Genomic DNA, 17,353 nt, shown 5'->3' on the forward strand with positions numbered 1-17,353 from the left:
CCGGCGGGGCCTCGGGCGGCGGGGCCGGGAGGTCGGTCGTGGTCGCCGCGGCGGAGTCGTAGCGCTCGTCGAGGCTGTCCGGCGTCGGCGCGGGCGTGGTGTCCTCGGCCGATGCGTCGTACAGCTTGTCCCACCAGTTGGTGTCCCCCTGCTGAGTCATGCCCTTATTGTCCACCGCACAGGGCGTCGGAAAACGGGACATCGGCAAAAGCGTTACGACAAAAGGGTGGTCCTGGAAGGGTGGTCCGCCGGGCGGCCCCACCCCCCACGGGAAGGACGCCCGGCGGACCGGCGTGGTCAGCGCACGTCGTAAGCGCGGACCACGGTCTGGGTGACGGAGTTGCCGTGGGCGTCCGTCAGTTCGGTCTTCAGGGTGACCTGCTTGCCGGTCGCGCCCGCGTGGTTCACGGTCGCGGTCCAGGCGTCGCCCTGGTGGGTGACCGGTGCTTCGGTCCAGGTCGTGCCGCCGTCGTAGGAGTAGGACAGGCGGGCCGAGGTGAGCGCGGCGGGCGTGTAGCCCGCGTGACCCGTCACGCCGAGGCCGATGTGCTGGCCGTCGGTCGCCGCGAGGGTCTTGAGTCCGTCCTCCGGAAGGTCGTACCGGGGGAACAGAATCGGGATGCCCTGAGAATAGACGTTCTCGTCACGCTCGGAGGTGAATTTCCATACCGAGTTGACGGATGTGGAGCGCGCCCACACCTTGCTGCCGATCTTCATGGTGTTCTGTTCGAGCGTGTACGTGCCGGACTCGGCCGGCACCTCGAAGACCCCGAACGGCCAGCCGGTCTCGGCGATGAGCTCGCCGTTCCTGCTGAGGCGCAGGTTGCCGATGTCACCGAAGGAACCCGGCTCGGCGTGGTGGGTGTTGTCGCCCCACATGGCGTCGGCGAATCCTATGAGGTCGCCCTGGCGCTCGGCGACGAGGACCGGTCGGCCGGTGGCGTCGCGCGGGGCCGTCGGGGCGACGACTCCGTCGTACCAGCTCTCGGTGCGGCGCTCGCCGGGGCCGTAGGCGTGGCGGGAGCCGATCATGTACTCGCCGAACGGGAAGCCGGACGACAGGACCTGCTCCCAGGCGGTGTCGCCGGGCGTGTAGTACTCGGTGCGGGTGCCGGGCGCGGGGACGGTCTCGAGGGGGCCGAAGAAGACTCCGGTGCCGTTCGGGCGGTAGGCGGCGGGGCTGTCGACGAAGTCGGCGGTGACGCCCATGGAGTGGTACGTCGACTCCGTGCGGCCCAGCTGTGCGTCGCGAACGCGGTAGTGCTTCGCGTGGACGACGGGGCGGGTCTCGGGGAAGGCGAGGTTGTAGAGGTACGGGCTCTTCGCGGTGGCCCGCCAGGAGAGGGTGACCTCGCCGGCCGCGAGCCGGTCGGTGAGCTGCGCGGCCTCGGCGGCGGGCACGGCGAGGACCGGGAAGCCGGGGCCGGTGAAGCCTCCGCTCGGGTACCAGCGACCGGCGGCCTGGTGGTGCGCGAGGACGGCGACGGCGCCCGCGGTCCTGGCGTCGCGGGCGACGGCGGACGCGGCGGTGCTGTCGTCGGGCAGGCGGACCAGGGCGATCCGGCCCTTCACTCCCGCGGCCGCGAGCTCCTCCGGGGTGCCGGTGCCGGCGTCGACGAGCCGGGCGGAGCCGGTGCCGTCGAGGTTGTCGGAGCCGGTGGAGGCGGTGAGCGGATGCAGGGCGAGTCCGTCGCCGGTCCTCAGCTCGCCGATCTGCGGGGCGGCGGCGCGCCAGTAGCTGCCGAACTCGAAGTCGCCGTCGGTGGCGCGGCCTTCGACGGAGGCGTAGTAGTGGCGGATGGTGCGCGGGCCGGACGCGGTGCCGGCGTGCAGCCAGGTGTCGTCCCAGGAGCGGGCGAACGCGAGGGTGGCGCCGCGGAGTTCGGAGGGCCTGTCGGTGCGCACGGACAGTTCGTGGGCCTGGCGGGCGTCGAGGACGACGGTGGTGTCCTTCTTCAGCTCCAGCTGCGGCCGGGCCAGGTAGCTCACCGAGTCGTTGAGCGTGGCGTTCTCGCCCGCGTCGGGCGTGGTGACGAAGGAGGAGAGGAAGTAGCTGCCGGTGCGCAGGCGGTAGACCTGGTCGGCGGAGCCCTCGTTGAAGCGGCGTTCGCCGGTGGAGTCGTCGGTGCCGATGACGTCGAGGGAGGAGGCCCCGGAGGCCGGCTTGCCCTGACGGTCGATCAGCTTCACGCGCAGGGTGACCGTTTCGGGCTCGACGTGGAGCGCGAACGGGGTGGAGACGTGGATCTTCGCACCGCCTGCGGTGCCGGTGGCGACGATCCGGCCGGTGACGTCGCCGTACTGGGCGCGCTCCAGGCGGGCGGTCGGGTCGACGGCGAGGGGGACCTCGACGGTGGCGCCGGCCGGGACGGTCACGGTGCGCTCGCCGAGCCGGGCGACGGCGGAGCGGACGGCGGAGCCGTCGTTGCCGGTGACCTTCTCGACGGCGAGGGAGAGGGTGACGGGCTCGCCGCCGGTGTTGGTGTAGGGGACGGCGACGGTGGTGCGGTCGGTCCGGTCCTGCGGCCAGGCGAAGGTGCCGCCCTGGACGGCCGCGGCGCCGAGCACGGTCTGGTCGGTCGCGGCCTTGACGTCGAGCCGGCCGGCGCCGGTCTCGCGGACGTCGCCGGGGACGCCGCTGTCGGCGGAGGCGACGAGCGCCGCCTTGATCTGCTGGGCGGTCCAGTCGGGGTGGCGCTGCTTGACGACGGCGGCGGCGCCCGCGACGTGCGGGGTGGCCATGGAGGTGCCGGACATCGCCTGGTAGGCGTACGGGCCCCGGCCGCCGGCCGCGGCGGCCGAGATGCCGACGCCGGGTGCGGCGATCTCGGGCTTGAGGGTGTGGGCGCCGTTCGCGGTGGGTCCGCGGCTGGAGAAGTACGCGGTGGAGTCGTCGCGGTCGGTGGCGCCGACGGTGAGGACGCTCGGCGCGCAGCCGGGCGAGGAGACGGTGTTGTTGCCGGGTCCCGAGTTCCCGGCGGCGATGACGAACAACGTGCCCTCGCTCTGGGCGAGTTGTTCGGCGGCGACGCTCATCGGGTCGGTGCAGTCGGTCTCGGCGGGGTTGCCGAGGCTCATGGAGACGACGTCGGCGCCCTGGGCGACGGCCCACTCCATGCCGGCGATGATCCACGAAGTGGCGCCGGAGCCGGAGTCGTTGAGGACCTTGCCGTTGAGGAGGGCGGCGCCGGGCGCGACGCCCTTCTTCTTGCCGCCGCTCGCGGCGCCGGAGCCGCCGACGGTGGAGAGGGTGTGGGTGCCGTGGCCCTGGCGGTCGCCGGCGGTGTCGGAGTCGGTGAAGTTCTCCTGGGCGACGATCCGGCCCTTGAGGTCGGGGTGCTCGGCGTCGGCGCCGGTGTCGAGGACGGCGACCTTGGTGCCGGTGCCGTCGTAGCCGGCGGCCCAGGCCTCGGGCGCGTGGACCTGCGCGGTGGAGCGCTCCAGGGTGGCCTGGACCTTGCGGTCGAGCCACAGCTTCTTCAGGCCGCCGCCGGCCGCGGTGGTGCGGGCGGCGGGACCGGTCGCGTCGGCCCAGAAGCGGGCGGCCTGCTTCTTGTCGGCCTTCAGGGCGACCGCGTCGACGGTCTCGAGGACCTGACCGCGGGTGGCGCCGCGCGGGGCGGGCGGCGCGCTGCGTGCGGTGGCGAGGTCGGCGCCGTAGACGGCGATGAGCGGCAGGCTGGTCGAGCGGGCGTCGTCGTAGCCCTGGCGGATCAGTCCGGTGACGTTGAAGAGCTCCTCGTCGACCCGTCCGGCGGCGAGGGCCGCGGTGGCGCCCTCGGGGTACACGTACAGGTCCTGGCCGGAGCGCCGGGTCTGCACGAAGGGCACGGTGCCGTCCTCTCGGGGCAGCGCCGCCGCCGCCGGGTTGCCCTCGGCGTCGCGGGTCACCAGGACGCGGTCGCCGGTCACGAGCGTGACGGTGGCGGGTCGCTGACCGGTGCGGTCGGCGGCCTGGCTGCCGACCAGTGGTCGCTTGCCGGTGGCCGGGTCGTCCTGCGGCGCGGCGGCCGCGGACGCCGCGACCGCGGTGACGGCCAGGACGGCGGCGGTCGCCGCCCCCAGGGCCGTACGCGAAATCGGGCGCATCGCTCTCCCCATCTGAATCCGGGCACGAGGGCACAAGGTGGCCATGTCCGGAGGCTGTTGGTGCTGCGGTGGCGCCACATTGGCAGAGGTGAGGGTGGTGCAGGCAGGATGGGCGCGGCGGGAATGCGCCGTGGCCGATTCCCGCCAGAGCACGAACGGAACGATCGCGTCCGCCGAGGCTCCGGGAAATGTCCCGGGTCGTCCGGGGACGTCCGCGTGAGGGGTGGGGCAGCGATGCTGGCAGCGATAGGGCTCGACGAGCGGCAGGAATCCGCCTACCGCGCGCTGGTCGCCATGGGCGCGGCCGAGGTCTCCGACCTGGCCCACCGGCTCGCCCTGCCGGAGGGCGACACCGAGCGGGCACTGCGCCGCCTGGAGTCGCAGGGCCTGGCGGCCCAGTCCTCGGCCCGGACCGGCCGCTGGGTCGCGGCACCGCCCGGGGTGGCGCTCGGCGCGCTGCTCACCCAGCAGCGGCACGAGCTGGAGCAGGCGGAGATGGCGGCGGCGCTGCTGGCCCAGGAGTACCGGGCGGAGGCCGCCGAGCCCGTCGTGCACGACCTGGTCGAGGTGGTGACGGGCGCGAGCGCCGTCACCCACCGTTTCCTCCAGCTGCAGCTCGGCGCGACCGACGAGGTGTGCGCGCTGGTGACGGGCAAGCCGATCGCGGTCAGCGGCGTGGAGAACGAGGCGGAGGCGATGGCCGCCGAGCGGGGCGTGCGCTACCGCGTGGTGATCGAGCGCGAGGTGCTCTCCCTGCCGACGGGCCTCGGCGAACTGTCGGCGGCGCTCGGCCGGCACGAGCGGATCCGGGTGGTGGACCGGGTGCCGACCAAGCTCGTGGTGGCGGACCGCACGCTCGCGATGGTCCCGCTCACCGGCCGCGGCGCCGAGCCCGCCGCCCTCGTCGTGCACGCGAGCGGGCTCCTGGAGTCGCTGATGGGCCTGTTCGAGTCCGTCTGGCGGGACGCCCTGCCGCTGCGGCTCGGCGCGGGCGCGCAGGTCACGGAGGACGAGGTCCAGGGCCCGGACCCGACGGACCTGGAGATCCTCAGCCTGTTGCTCGCCGGCATGACGGACGCGAGCGTCGCCAAGCAGCTGGACCTGGGCCTGCGGACGGTGCAGCGACGGGTGAAGGGCCTGATGGAACTGACCGGGGTGACGACCCGGCTGCAGCTGGGCTGGCACGCGTACGAGCGCGGATGGGTGGCCCGCCGCTGAGGCGGCGGCAGGCGTGTGGCAGGGTGAGCGCCGGTTTTTCGCCCGCTTCCGGACCTCCGCCCTCCGGAACCCTCACCCTTCTGGAGCAACACCCATGAACGGAAGGCGCCGTCGCGCCCTGCTGGCCGCCGTCACCCCGATGCTGGAGCCCGGGGAGCGGGTGGAGGTCACCTCGCTGGTGAACCTGAGCACGGTCTCGGTGCGCCGGACGGCCGCGTTCGGCATCGCGTCGGCGATCGTCAGCGGCGGCGCGGTGTCGGTGATCCCCGCGCCGACGCCGATGTACCTGGCGATGACCGACCGCCGGCTGTTCGTCTTCCGTGCGGACCCGGTGTTCGCGAAGCCGGCGGAGCACACGATGACGATCCGGCGGGAGGGGCTGTTCCGCTCGGAGGTCAGGGAGCGGTTCCTCAACTCGTCCTTCGTGCTGTCCTCGCCGTACAGCGAGACCTCTCTGAAGCTCGTCTTCCCGCTGATCGACCGCAAGGCGCGCAACCAGGTGGCCGCCGCGCTGCCCCTGGCGACCGCCTGACCGCCGCTTCCGCACCGTCCCGCACGTCTGCGCACGTCCCCCGCACGTCCGCGCACCTCGCCGCCCGACCGGCCCCCACCGACCTCACCCACCGACCGCTCCCACCGCCACGGCTCCCTCGCCCGTCCGCCTTGACCTGCGAGAACACCACCCGTCCTGCACCCTTGGCAGATGGGTGTGTGGCAGCTCCTGCTGATCGCGATGGTGATGCTGCTCGGCCTGTTCGGGGTCCTGACGCCCGGCGTGCCGGGGACGTGGCTGGTGTGGGCGGCGATGCTGTGGTGGTCGCTGCACGAGCAGACCGGCCTCGCCTGGATCCTCCTCGTCTCCTCGACCGGGCTGCTGCTGCTCACCCAGGTGGTCGTGTGGCAGCTGCCGCCCCGGCGCTTCCGGGGTGTCGGCATCACCCGCCGGATGGTGGCGTACGCGGGCGTGGGCGCGTTCCTGGGCTTCTTCCTGATCCCGGTGCTCGGCGCGATCCCCGGCTTCGTGGGCGGCATCTACCTCTCGGAACGCCTCCGCCTCGGCGGCCACGGCCAGGCCGAGTCGGCCACCCGCACGGTCATGCGGGCGGCGGGGACGAGCGTGCTCGTGGAACTGTTCGCGTGCCTGCTGATCGTGGGGGCGTGGGCGGGGGCGGTGATCTGGGACTGAGGTGGCCCGGCCCGGAGCGTTCCCCCGGGCGGTCCGGTCGGCCCGTACCCGCCGGCTCCGGCCCCCGCCCATGACCTTCCTGCTGGCCTGCCGGAACGCGGCCTCGTTCAGTGGGCGGCGCGCCGCAGGTAGCGGGTCGCGTACGAGCGCCAGGGGCGCCACTCCCGGCGGTCCGGGAAACCGTCCGGGGCCACGTCGGGGTCGCCGAGGGCCCGCATCCGGATCGCGGCGCGGGCCTGCGGGCCCACGCCGGGGACGGCGGTCAGCGCGGCCGCCGAGACCTCGCGGTCGGCGCCCGGGTCGAGCCGGACGGTGCCGTCCGCGAGGGCGGCGGCGAGCGGGCCGGCCAGCGGGTGGCCGGTCAGGGCGGAGGGCGCCGGGAAGACGTGGGTGAGGCTGCCGCAGGGCGTCTCCAGCGGCGTGCCGTGGCGCTCGACGAGCCGGGCGGCGCCGTCGGGTCCGACGACCGTCCGCAGCGCGTACTCCTCCGGGTCCGCCGCGCCCGGTGACCGTACGCCCGGCCGGGCCGCGACCTCGGGCGCGAGCCCGGGGTCGGCGCCGAGGCGTTCCGCGACGGCGTACGGGTCGGCGTCGAGGTCGAACAGCCGGCGCAGCCGCTGCACGGCGGTGGTGAGGTCGCGCAGCTCGTTGAGGTGGATCCGGGCCTCCAGCCAGCCGCCCCGGCCGGGCGAGCGCTCGTCGACGGAGACGATGCCGGTGCCGTGGGGCAGACGGAGGGTCCGCCGGTAGGTGCGGGCGCCGGGCGGGCCGACGACCTCCTCGACGCCCGGCAGGGCCTCCGCGGCGAGCAGGTCGAACACCTCGCCCGCCGCGTACGGCCCCCGGTACGCCAGCCGCAGCGGCACTCCGGCGGCGAGCGCCGTGCGGGGGCCCGCGCCGGTGCCGGACTCGGCGCGCAGTGCGGTGGGCGTGCGGGCGTAGACGGCGCGGATGGTGTCGTTGAACTGGCGCACGCTCGCGAATCCGGCCGCGAAGGCGATCTCGGTGACCGGCAGGCCGGTGGTCTGCAGCAGCAGCCGCGCGGTGTGCGCCCGCTGGGCGCGGGCGAGGGCGACGGGACCGGCGCCGAGCTCGGCGGTGAGCTGCCGCTGCACCTGCCGCGCGCTGTACCCGAGGCGCCCGGCGAGCCCGGGCACGCCCTCGCGGTCCACGACGCCGTCGCCGATCATCCGCATGGCGCGGCCGACGACGTCGGCGCGGACGTTCCACTCGGCCGAGCCGGGCACGGCGTCCGGCCGGCAGCGCCGGCAGGCCCGGAAGCCGTGGCCCTGGGCGGCCGCGGCGCTCGGGTAGAAGCTGACGTTGCGGCGCTTGGGCGTGACGGCCGGGCAGCTGGGCCGGCAGTAGATCCCGGTGGTGGACACGCCGAAGAAGAAGACGCCGTCGAAGCGGGCGTCGCGGCTGGCGACGGCCTGGTAGCGGGTGTCCTCGTCGAGCAGCGCACCCACCACCGCGGCGCCCGCGCCGACGCCCGGAGCGGCACCCGCGCCCGGGCCGGCACCGGCACCGGCACCCAAGCCCGTGCCCCGCCCCGTGTCCGTGTCCACGCCCCTGTCCACGCCCGTCTCCATGTCCGTGTCCACGCCCCTGCCCACGCCCGTGTCCGCGCCTGTCGCCGTCCCCGCCGCCGTGTCCGTCATTCCTCCAGTGTGCGGGAGCGCGAGGCACCGGACTAGCGGTTTTCGGACACGACGGTGGGGGTGGTCGGGGCGCGGCGTGGGGGGGCGGTCGGGGCGCGGCGTTGGGGGGCGGTCGGGGCGCGGCGTTGGGGGCGGTCGGGACCTGGCGGCGGGAGGCGGTGCGGACCCCGGACGAGCCGCGGGACGGGCCGGCCCGCTACCGGACGCGTCCCCGCTTCGCCTCCATCGCCGCGCGGCCCGCCGCGCCCTTGCGCTTCCAGTCCTTGAGCATCTCGGCGCGGACGCGGGCGTCGGTCTTGGCCACCAGCCGCTGGTTCTCGCGCAGCAGCTTGCGGTAGCTCTCGAGGCGGCGCACGGGCAGGGTGCCGTCGTCGATGGCGGCGGCGACGGCGCAGCCGGGCTCCGACTCGTGGGCGCAGTCGTGGAACCGGCACTCGGCGGCCAGGTCCTCGATCTCGGAGAAGACCTGGCCGACGCCGGCCTCGGCGTCCCACAGGCCGACGCCCCGCAGGCCGGGCGTGTCGATGAGCACGCCGCCGCCGGGCAGGACGAGCAGGTTGCGGGTGGTGGTGGTGTGCCGGCCCTTGCCGTCCACGTCGCGCGCCGCCTGGACGTCCATGACGTCGTCGCCGAGCAGGGTGTTCGCGAGGGTCGACTTGCCCGCGCCGGAGACGCCGAGCAGCACGCTGGTCCCGCTTGCGGCGACCGCGCGGAGCACGTCGAGCCCTTCGCCGGTGTGGGAGCTGACGGGCAGCACCTGGACGCCGGGCGCGACTGTCTCGACGTCCTCGACCAGGTAGGACAGGCCGACGGGGTCGGGCACCAGATCCGCCTTGCTGAGCACGACGAGCGGCTGCGCGCCCGACTCCCAGGAGTCCGCCGACGTACGCAGCAGTGCCTCACCGCTCGAACTGGACATCGCGAGCGCGAGGAACCGTTCGATCCGCCCGAGGTCGAGTTCGACCGCGAGCGACACACAGATGATGATGTGGTCGATGTTAGTGGCCAGCACCTGACCCTCGGACCGCTTGGACGACGTCGACCGCACGAAGGCCGTCCGCCGAGGCAGGATCGTCCGCGCGTACCGCGGATCACCGCCCTCCGGGTCGACGGCGACCCAGTCCCCCGTGCACACGACCTTCATCGGGTCATGGGGAACGACGAACGCGGTGTCGGCACGGACGACGCCGCCAGGGGTCGCCACATCACACTGACCGCGATCGACCCGGACGATCCGGCCGGGGACCAGGCCCTGGGCGGCGTACGGGGCGAACTCGGCCTCCCAGCCCTCGTCCCAGCCGTAGACGGCGAGCGGGTGCTGAACAGCGGAAGAGGAAAACGGGTGGAGCGGAGCGTTGAACAAGGGGAAACCCTTCGAAGGGTGGCCCCGGCGGCGCGCTCCGAGCGCGCGGAAGTCGAGTGGGTGTCAGCCGGAGACCACAGGGGTGGGAACGATGAACTCCTGAATGCGGGCAGAGCCCGTCACCGTGACAGTCACCAATGTCCTCACCTCCTGCTTCTTCTCAACGAACCAACACCGCCCCTCTCGGGGACGGATACGCGACACCTTAGCCCCGCCCCAGGGCGCGGCACCACCGATTAATTCCGAGACCTCGCCCTCCGACATCGACCGCGGGCGCTCCACCGCCCCGCCGCGAGTCGCACAGCGTCCCGGGCCGGCACCTGACAAATCCGCCGTGAACCTCGGAAGTTCTCCACAGTGACGGCCAACATCCCGCGCCGCCACGGACTCCGCACTGCGAGGGGGAACCTCGCGGCGTCGTGATGCGATGGTGCGATGGCATGGGATGAATGGGACCGCGCGAAAGCGGACGTGACCGCCCGACAGCAAGCGTCGATGCGACTCAACCACGTGCCAGGGGACCCAGGAGGCAAGAACCAAGCCGACCTCGTCGTGAGCCAGGACGACCTCGGCGCGGTAGGCCATGAGGCATTCGTGCTGCACGGTCAGTTACAGAAAGAGGCCGATATCGCCGGTGCCGGCGCCAGCGCGGATGGGGCCGGCTCCACGATGCAGGCGGCAGCAGCCTTGAAGGGCAGCAACTTCGCCCTCGGGAGTGAGCTGGAGACGACGGTGTCCGTCTGGACCTCGCAGGTCAAGAGTGTCCTTCAAGCGTGTGCACACATCTCGAACCACTTGGACTACTCGAAGAAGACACACGCGGAGAACGATGCCGAGATCGCCGCGTCCCTCAGGAACCGGGACGGCTCGGCCGTGCCCGTCTCCCGCCTTGCCGAGTACTTCACGTAGGGGAGGAGCACTTCGTGCACTACACCGAGCTCATGGAAGTCGACCTCGGCAAACTGGGGACGGCGGTCGCCGACTGGAAGAGCATGGCCCAGAAGATGCAGCGGCTCGGCGGCGATGCCCGGGACGGTATGAAGGCAAAGGCTGACAAGGCCCGTTGGGACGGCGTCAACGCGAGCGTGACGCGGGATTTCGTCGGCAAGACAGTGAAGGAGTTCGACGACCTTCACAAGGAAGCGCAGAGCATCTTCAGTGTCCTCGATGACGCACTCACCGAGCTGAGGGGCCTCCAGCAGCAGGCCAGAAGCGTGACCGCCGAGGCCAAGGAGAAGGGCTTCAGTGTCACCGGCCACAAGGACGGAAGCATAGAGATCGCGGACGCCTTCATCTGCGAGGTCGACGGACCCGGGCAGAAGAAGCGCGACCTGATGCAGTGGTACGCCGACACGCTGACCGGGATCCTGAGCCACGCTACCGAGGTCGACGCGGCTGCGGTACGGGCGCTGCGTGCGAGCCACGGCGGTGATCCGACCAACGCAGGCCACGCCTCGTACACGTCGCTCGACGAGGACATGCTCCCCCGCGCGATCAAACTCGCCGGGCTGGGAGAGGACGCCGATGACAAACAGCGTGGGGAGCTGCGGCGACTGTGGACGTCCCTGAGTCCTGAGGCCCGGGCTCAGCTCTGGACGCAGCACAAGGACGACCTGCTGGCGGCCGGCCTGTTGACGCCGTCGGTGAAGCGGGTGGCTGCCGACGACGGAGCAGGACCGTACGACCTCGTTTCGCCAGGCTTCAGGGACTACTGGAAGGAGTTGCAGGCCAACGGGATCTCGAACAGCGGTGACTTCATCGGCAAGACGGATGCGGCCCGGCACATGGACCACTACCTGAACGGGACCGGCATCACTCTCGACCTCGACGTCGACAGGATGCTGAGCGACGAGAACGACACGGTCCTGCGCGATGTATCGGCGCTGACGCGCGCCAAGCAGGAGGATGAATGGCGCCGCCAGGCGCTTGAGGCGTACGCGCAGTCGGGCGGCAAGCCCGTCGCCATCCCCGTGGAGACCGCAGGGGTGGGGTACACCCACGACAAGGGGCCGGACGGCACAGCGAACTGATACCTCGCGGTGGGCAGTGCCATGACGAACACCACGGGTGTCGTCACCGCGGTGCCGGGCCCGGACGGCAAGCCGCACGTCAGCATCGACTACCAGGTCAACGTCTGGGACCGCTACAACTGGGACCGAGGCAAGTTCACACCCATCGGCCCGACCACGGTCACCGACGCCGACATGGCCCGCATGCACACGACGGGACAAGCCAGGGAGTTCGACATGAGAGGGAGCAGCTCGGTGCAGCAGCACGACATGATGTCGGGCGGCGCCTGGCCCGACCCGAAGGAACCCGGACGGGACGGCACACGCACCGACATCGGCCGGAACGGGGACGCCCGATGAACAGGGTGCCGCGAAGCAGGTGGCATCCCGCACTGACCGGCAGCATGACCGCGCTCACCGCGCTGCTGGTGGCCGGATGCTCAGGAACGGCGGAGAACCGTACTCCGGCGGCGGACCGCTCCCCGGGACAGGTGTCGCACTGGATGGACACGGCCACCGTGGCGTCGGTGGCCGAGACGCTGCACGTGCAGGTGCCGGCGACAGCGACGGAGGCGAAGGCGGCACACTTGGCGGGGCTCCAGGACGACGGTCTGATCATGGCGTTCGTACTCCCCACGGCCGAGGTGGACGACTTCGTCGCACAGCTGAAGCCGGAAGAACCGCTCAGCCTGCGGGAACAGCCACTCGCCCGCAACACGAACCCGTCGACGCCGTTCTCGCACCTGGGACTGCCCGAGCCCGACCTGTCGGCGAAGGTCCGTGAAGGTCAGGTGTGCGCGCCGTGCGAGGACGACCTGGACTGGCTGAAGATCGCGGTGACGAAGGTCGACGCACACACCAGCCGGGTCTATCTCAGCGGGGCCGACTGACGGCCGCCCGCTTCCGGTCCGTCGACGCGGCCTGCGCGACCGAGAGGGCTTCGGTGAGGACCGGTACGGGGTGGGTGGGCCAGCGCGAGGAACCGCTCGATGCGCCCGAGGTCGAGTTCGACGGCGAGCGAGACGGTGATGATCGCGTGGTCCACGTTGGTCGCGAGGACCTGGCCCTCGGACCGCTTGGACGACGTGGACCGCGCGAACGTGGTGCGGCGCGGCAGAAGGGGAACCCTGGACGCCACGTATTTATCGGCGGATCAGCCGGTCCGTCAGTTCCATGAGCCGGGCGCGGGCGTCGGTGTCGTACGCCTGCTCGTGGGCGCGGGTGTCGGTGAACCGGTCGAAGTAGCGGCCGGTGGTGCCGGCGAGCGCGGGGTCGAGGAGCAGCCGTACGGTCGGCCGGACGCCTTCCTCGGTGGCGACTTCCGGAGTCAGTCCGTAGGCGCGCACGCCCGGGGTGTCCATGAGGTGGGCCGGGTGCAGGGTGTTGACGGTGACGCCGGTGCCGTCCAGTTCGTGGGCGAGCTCGAACGTCGCCATGATCAGGGCCAGTTTGCTCCGGCAGTAGGCGCGCAGTCCCTCGTAGTCCCGCTCCAGCATGACGTCGTCGAGGTCGATGGTCTCCTGGCCGATGGACGCCACGTTCACGACGCGGGCGGGGGCCGAGGCGGTGAGCAGCGACAGCAGGCCGCGGGTGAGGGCGTAGGGCGCCAGGTGGTTGACCGCGAAGCGGAGTTCATGACCCTGCGGGGTCAGTTCGCGGACCAGCGGGCGCGAACCGCCGCCCGCGACCGCGTTGTTGATCAGGCCGTCGAGGTGGGGTTCGGCGGCCCGCACGCGGTCCGCGAGCGCGTGCACCTGGTCGAGGTCGGACAGGTCCGCGAGGTACGTGCGGACGGTGGTGCCGGGGTGGGCGGTCCGGGCTTCGGCGGCCACGGCTTCGAGGCGGCCGGGGTCGCGCCCGTGCAGCAGCAGGGTGCCGCCGCGGGCCGCGAGGTCGAGGGCGAGGGCGCGCCCCATGCCGGAGGTGGCACCGGTGATCAGGGTGGTGCGGTACTCGTGCCGTTCCGTCTGTGCTGTCTGTTCCATGCCGGTCAGCCTGTCAGCGCCGGGACGGGGAAGGCAGTGCGTGCTGGGCCTGGTGTTGGTACCACCAGGCTGGGGCGCCCCGTACCCGAGGTCGGCGGGGCGTGTCCGATCCGTACAAGACGGCTCGGACGGACACCCCCTAGCGTGCGGCCATGGACACCCACCACGCCACTCCGTCCCCTGTTCCCGCTCCCTCCGCCGCGCCCCGGCTGGACGTCGTCGGACTGGTCACCGCCGACATGGCCGCCTCCCTTGCCTTCTACCGGCTGCTCGGCCTCGACCTGCCGCCCGGCGCGGAGGACGCTCCGCACGTGGAGGTCGCCCTGCCCGGCGGCCTGCGGGTGATGTGGGACAGCGAGGACGTCGTCCGGTCCTACGACCCCGCGTGGACCCGCCCGGCGGCCGGCGGCGCCCGCGTCGCGCTCGCCTTCCGCTGCGCGGACCCCGGCCGGGTCGACGCGGTCTACGAGGCCCTGACGGCCGCCGGGCACCGGGGTCACCTCAAGCCCTGGGACGCCGTGTGGGGCCAGCGGTACGCGGTGGTGCTCGACCCGGACGGTACGGGCGTCTCGCTCTACGCGGACACGGACACGGACGCGGAGACGGAGACGGACGCGGACACGGACGCGTACGCGGACGCGGGGTCGGAGCCGGCGTGGGAGCCGGGCCGGGCGGAGGCGTAGACCGTCAGTCCGGGCGGGCGCGGTATCCCGCCCGTGCCGCGTACCCCGTCAGCGTCATGCCCGTCAGCGACCGCATCTCGCGGGCCAGGTGGGCCTGGTCCGCGCAGCCCGCGCGATGCGCCGCCTCCGCGTACGGCACGCCCGCGGCCACCAGTGCGAGGGCTTGTCGCAGCCGCAGGATGCGGGCCAGGGTCTTCGGCCCGTAGCCGAAGGCGACGAGCGAGCGCCGGTGCAGCTGCCGCACGCCGAGCCCGACCTCGTCCGCCGCCCGGCCGACGGACACGCCCGCCCGCAGCCGGGCCGCCACGGTCCGCATCAGCGGATCGGGCGCGGGCGCGTCGGCGGCCCGGCGCAGCACCAGGGACTCCAGGGCGGTGGCGGGGTCGGCCGCGTCGCTGATCCGGTCGGCGAGCCGGCGGGCCGTACGGGCGCCCCACAGGCCGGCCAGGTCGACGCGCTCGTCGCGCAGCGCGCTCGCGTCGGTGCCGAGCACGGCGGGCGCCTGGCCGGGCGCGAAGCGCACGCCCGCGTAGCGGGCGGCGGGGCTGCCGGGCACGTACGCCCTGGTGTCGGGGCCCGCGACGAGCAGCCGGCCGTCCGCCCAGATCAGGTCCATGCAGCCGTCGGGCAGGACCGGGCGGCTGCCCGGGTCCGCCGGGCCGATCGCACGGGTCCAGACGACCGCTCCGGAGAGCCGGGCGGGGCGTTCCTCGTACACACCGCCAGGGTAGGCGGATTCGCTGACACCGGCCGGCCGGTCGGACAGAATGGTGCCCCAGCCAACTGTTCGGGCCACGGGGGTCGTTGTGAGCACACTGATGGAGTTCGGCACGGGGAGCGGAGCGGTGCTGGTGGAGGCGGACGGGCCGCAGCCGGGCGCCAGGCCGGTGGCGCGGGGCGGCAACTCCCTGGTCCGTGCCGGGCAGACACTGGACGAGGCGCTCGTCGGCATCCGTACGGCGGCCGAGTCGGCGCTCGCGGTGTTCCGCGACGGCGCGCTCCGGCCGGACGGGGTGGAGCTGGAGTTCGGGGTGAAGCTGTCGGCCGAGGCGGGCGCCGTGATCGCCAAGACGGCGGTCGAGGGCCATCTGGTGGTGCGGCTCTCCTGGTCGCCGGACGGCCAGGGCACCCGGGCCACGGTCGCCACGCGGGAGCAGGCCGCCGGGGCGGGCGCCGGTCCGGAACGGGCCGCCACCGTGCACCAGCAGCCCGCCGGGGCGGGTGACGACGCGCCGGCCGGCGTGCGGTGACGCGCTCGCCCGCCTGGCACGTACGCGTCGAGCACGCCGGTTCGGTCCTGGGCGCCGGATTCCTGGTCTCCGCCGGCACCGCCCTGACCTGCGCGCATGTGGTGCAGGACGTCGACCGGGTCACCCTCCGGTTCCCCGGCGCGCAGGGCCTCGGCGAGCTCGCGGCGCGGGTCGCGGCGCGCGGGCCGTGGGGCGGCCAGGCGACGGACACGGGTGACGTGGCGGTGCTGGCGCTCGACCGGCCGGTGGCCGTCCCGCCGGTCTCGTTCGCCGAGCCCGACGGCGTACGGGAGGTCCGCGAGCCCCCGCGGCTGGTGGCGTACGGCTTCCCGGACGGCTACGGCTGGGAGGGCGCCCAGACCGAGCTGCGGGTGACGGCGGCCCGGCAGCTGATCCACGACGAGTGGAACCAGGCCGAGTACTGGTCGGGGCACGGCCAGGAGCCCTCGTACGGCTTCAGCGGCTCCGCCGCGATGCGGGCGGCCGACGGGACGGTCGTCGGCATGGTCGCCTCGTACGACCCGGTGGTCCGCAACGCGCGGATCATCCCCGCACGGGTGCTGGCCCGGCACGTGCCGGCCCTCGCCGAGCTGGTGCCGACACCGGGCTGCTCGGCCGGCGAGAAGCGCCGGCTGCGGGAACTCGTGGAGCTGGCCGAGCGCACCGGGCCGCTGCCGGTGCCGATGGAGCGGCTGCTGCTCGCTGTGGCGGCCGCCCGGGGCCTCGCCCTCCCGGCGATCCGGCCGGCCGGCCTCTGGCAGGGCGTGTGGCATCTGCTGACCGAGGTCCCGCCGGCCGGCGGCCTCGTGCCGCTCGCCGATCTGGCCGTCCGCATCGCCGACCAGGTGGCCGACGAGGAGCTGCGGCGTGCCTTCCGCGCGTGGGCGCGTGAGCACCGCGCCCGTCATGACGCCCCGGCCCCGGACGGGCACCGGGCCCGCCGTGGGGTGCCGGCGCAGGCGCTCCTCCCCTGCGACGGCGAGCCCCGGCACGGAACGGCGTCTCCGGACGACGGCGGGGGCCGCGCCCGGGACGGCGCCCGGGTCCGGGGCACCGCCGCTTCGGGTGGCTCCGGGGCCCCGCTGCCCTGGGCGCCGATCCTGGTCGAGGTGCGGCGCAGCGGTGCCGACGGCGGGGCGGTGATCGCCGAGGTGTCCGTGTACCGCGGCGGGACCCGGGTGCTCGTGAGCGAACGGCGCCTCACGGCCGGGCGGTTGCGCGGCTGGGTCCTCGACCGGATCGACGAGGCGTACGAGGAGATCACCGACGGCCGTCCGCTCATCGCGTTCGCGCTGCCCCGCTCCTGGCTGAACAAGGACGTCGACCAGTGGACCCGCAGGCGCGGCAAGGAGCCGCCGCTCGGCTGCAGTTCGCCGCTGGTGGTGCTCGACCACGACCGCCGGTCGAAGGGCCGCCAGCAGTTCGCGCTGAGGCGGGTGTGGGAGGAACTGGACCGGCTGGACGGCTCGCCGCTGCACCGGGTCGCCTGCTCCACTTCCCAGGGCGCGGCGCAGCTCTCGGTCCGCCTCCAGGACGTGCGGGGCCCGGTGGGCTTCTCCCGGCCGCCGACGGCGTCCAGGGAACGCACGCTGTACGGGGCCGCGCTGGACGCGCCCGCGCCGATCGTGCTGTGGCCGCGCAACGGCTGCCCGCCGGGCGGTCCGTGCACGGGGAGCTGTGCGGGCAGCGGCTTCCTGGACCGGATCGCGGAGCGGATCTCACGGCTGCCTCCGGGCGAACTCCCGGACGTCGTCTTCCGGTTGCGCAAGGAGGCCTTCCTGCACGAGGGGCCGGAGCCGCACTGGGCGGCGCAGGTGTCGCTCGTCTGGGAGGACCCGCGCCGGTTCCCCGATGTCCGCCCGCTGAGCCACTCGCCCGTCGGCTGAACCCCCGCCCCCACCCCACCTCT

The 17,353-nt window shown here is 73.6% G+C and carries 15 protein-coding genes and 1 pseudogene; 10 read left to right on the top strand and 6 right to left on the bottom strand.

What is annotated here, in order from left to right; all coding sequences use genetic code 11:
* Positions 1 to 297: 297 nt before the first annotated feature.
* Positions 298 to 4,089, bottom strand: coding sequence for a S8 family peptidase (locus ESG85_RS27520; RefSeq protein ID WP_128983860.1), 3,792 nt, complete (start codon positions 4,087 to 4,089; stop codon positions 298 to 300).
* 234 nt (positions 4,090 to 4,323) lie between these two features.
* Between ESG85_RS27520 and ESG85_RS27525 the strand changes: the two genes are divergently transcribed.
* The 3 genes from ESG85_RS27525 to ESG85_RS27535 all read left to right on the top strand — a co-directional run bounded on the left by ESG85_RS27525 (position 4,324) and on the right by ESG85_RS27535 (position 6,493).
* A complete protein-coding gene (locus ESG85_RS27525) occupies positions 4,324 to 5,307 on the top strand; it encodes a helix-turn-helix transcriptional regulator (RefSeq protein WP_128983862.1) in 984 nt (327 codons plus the stop codon).
* 94 nt (positions 5,308 to 5,401) lie between these two features.
* Positions 5,402 to 5,839: a hypothetical protein gene (locus ESG85_RS27530; protein ID WP_128983863.1), complete on the top strand. Its 438-nt coding sequence runs from the start codon at positions 5,402 to 5,404 to the stop codon at positions 5,837 to 5,839.
* 171 nt (positions 5,840 to 6,010) lie between these two features.
* Complete coding sequence (locus tag ESG85_RS27535) at positions 6,011 to 6,493, top strand: DUF456 domain-containing protein (RefSeq protein ID WP_128983865.1); 483 nt, start codon at positions 6,011 to 6,013, stop codon at positions 6,491 to 6,493.
* A 107-nt stretch (positions 6,494 to 6,600) separates the two neighbouring features.
* Here ESG85_RS27535 and ESG85_RS27540 read toward each other — a convergent pair whose 3' ends face one another.
* Both ESG85_RS27540 and rsgA read right to left on the bottom strand, forming a co-directional pair.
* The gene (locus tag ESG85_RS27540) at positions 6,601 to 8,154 is read right to left on the bottom strand and encodes a DNA-3-methyladenine glycosylase 2 family protein (protein ID WP_246095322.1); all 1,554 of its coding nucleotides are present in this window, start codon (positions 8,152 to 8,154) and stop codon (positions 6,601 to 6,603) included.
* A gap of 196 nt (positions 8,155 to 8,350) precedes the next feature.
* Positions 8,351 to 9,517 carry a ribosome small subunit-dependent GTPase A gene (gene rsgA / locus ESG85_RS27545; protein WP_128983867.1) on the bottom strand — a complete coding sequence of 389 codons (1,167 nt, stop codon included), beginning with the start codon at positions 9,515 to 9,517 and terminating at the stop codon, positions 8,351 to 8,353.
* Between the two features lie 435 nt (positions 9,518 to 9,952).
* Here rsgA and ESG85_RS27550 point away from each other — a divergent pair, with 435 nt between their 5' ends.
* From ESG85_RS27550 to ESG85_RS27560, 4 genes are read left to right on the top strand one after another with little or no spacing between them, the layout of a single operon-like run.
* Positions 9,953 to 10,426, top strand: a complete 474-nt coding sequence (locus ESG85_RS27550; protein WP_128983869.1) for a hypothetical protein — start codon at positions 9,953 to 9,955, stop codon at positions 10,424 to 10,426.
* 14 nt (positions 10,427 to 10,440) lie between these two features.
* Positions 10,441 to 11,547: a hypothetical protein gene (locus ESG85_RS27555; protein ID WP_246095323.1), complete on the top strand. Its 1,107-nt coding sequence runs from the start codon at positions 10,441 to 10,443 to the stop codon at positions 11,545 to 11,547.
* A 21-nt stretch (positions 11,548 to 11,568) separates the two neighbouring features.
* Entirely contained in the window at positions 11,569 to 11,886 is a 318-nt protein-coding gene (locus ESG85_RS36310) for a hypothetical protein (protein ID WP_246095324.1), read from the top strand.
* Positions 11,887 to 11,930: 44 nt separating this feature from the next.
* Complete coding sequence (locus ESG85_RS27560) at positions 11,931 to 12,416, top strand: hypothetical protein (protein WP_128983871.1); 486 nt, start codon at positions 11,931 to 11,933, stop codon at positions 12,414 to 12,416.
* A gap of 77 nt (positions 12,417 to 12,493) precedes the next feature.
* On the opposite strand, the pseudogene ESG85_RS36800 reads toward ESG85_RS27560, so the two are convergent.
* Both ESG85_RS36800 and ESG85_RS27570 read right to left on the bottom strand, forming a co-directional pair.
* Positions 12,494 to 12,643: pseudogene (locus ESG85_RS36800) on the bottom strand (ribosome small subunit-dependent GTPase A); the annotation flags it as partial.
* 25 nt (positions 12,644 to 12,668) lie between these two features.
* Positions 12,669 to 13,511 carry an SDR family NAD(P)-dependent oxidoreductase gene (locus ESG85_RS27570; RefSeq protein WP_128983873.1) on the bottom strand — a complete coding sequence of 281 codons (843 nt, stop codon included), beginning with the start codon at positions 13,509 to 13,511 and terminating at the stop codon, positions 12,669 to 12,671.
* 152 nt (positions 13,512 to 13,663) lie between these two features.
* On the opposite strand from ESG85_RS27570, the gene ESG85_RS27575 reads away from it, so the two are divergent.
* A complete protein-coding gene (locus ESG85_RS27575; protein ID WP_128983874.1) occupies positions 13,664 to 14,194 on the top strand; it encodes a VOC family protein in 531 nt (176 codons plus the stop codon).
* A gap of 4 nt (positions 14,195 to 14,198) precedes the next feature.
* Here the strand turns inward: ESG85_RS27575 and ESG85_RS27580 are convergent, their stop codons facing one another.
* On the bottom strand, positions 14,199 to 14,912 hold the full coding sequence (locus ESG85_RS27580; protein WP_128983876.1) for a helix-turn-helix domain-containing protein: 714 nt from the start codon (positions 14,910 to 14,912) through the stop codon (positions 14,199 to 14,201).
* A gap of 88 nt (positions 14,913 to 15,000) precedes the next feature.
* Here ESG85_RS27580 and ESG85_RS27585 point away from each other — a divergent pair, with 88 nt between their 5' ends.
* Positions 15,001 to 15,444 carry a CU044_2847 family protein gene (locus ESG85_RS27585; protein WP_219825220.1) on the top strand — a complete coding sequence of 148 codons (444 nt, stop codon included), beginning with the start codon at positions 15,001 to 15,003 and terminating at the stop codon, positions 15,442 to 15,444.
* Positions 15,441 to 17,330 (top strand): VMAP-C domain-containing protein, encoded by a 1,890-nt coding sequence (locus ESG85_RS27590; protein WP_128983877.1) that lies wholly within the window; start codon positions 15,441 to 15,443, stop codon positions 17,328 to 17,330. The genes ESG85_RS27585 and ESG85_RS27590 overlap by 4 nt, the downstream gene beginning before the upstream one ends.
* The last annotated feature ends 23 nt before the right edge of the window (positions 17,331 to 17,353 follow it).

Origin of the sequence: Streptomyces roseicoloratus (assembly GCF_004117935.1) — a bacterium.
In the GTDB taxonomy this organism is placed as follows: Bacteria; Actinomycetota; Actinomycetes; order Streptomycetales; family Streptomycetaceae; genus Streptomyces; species Streptomyces roseicoloratus.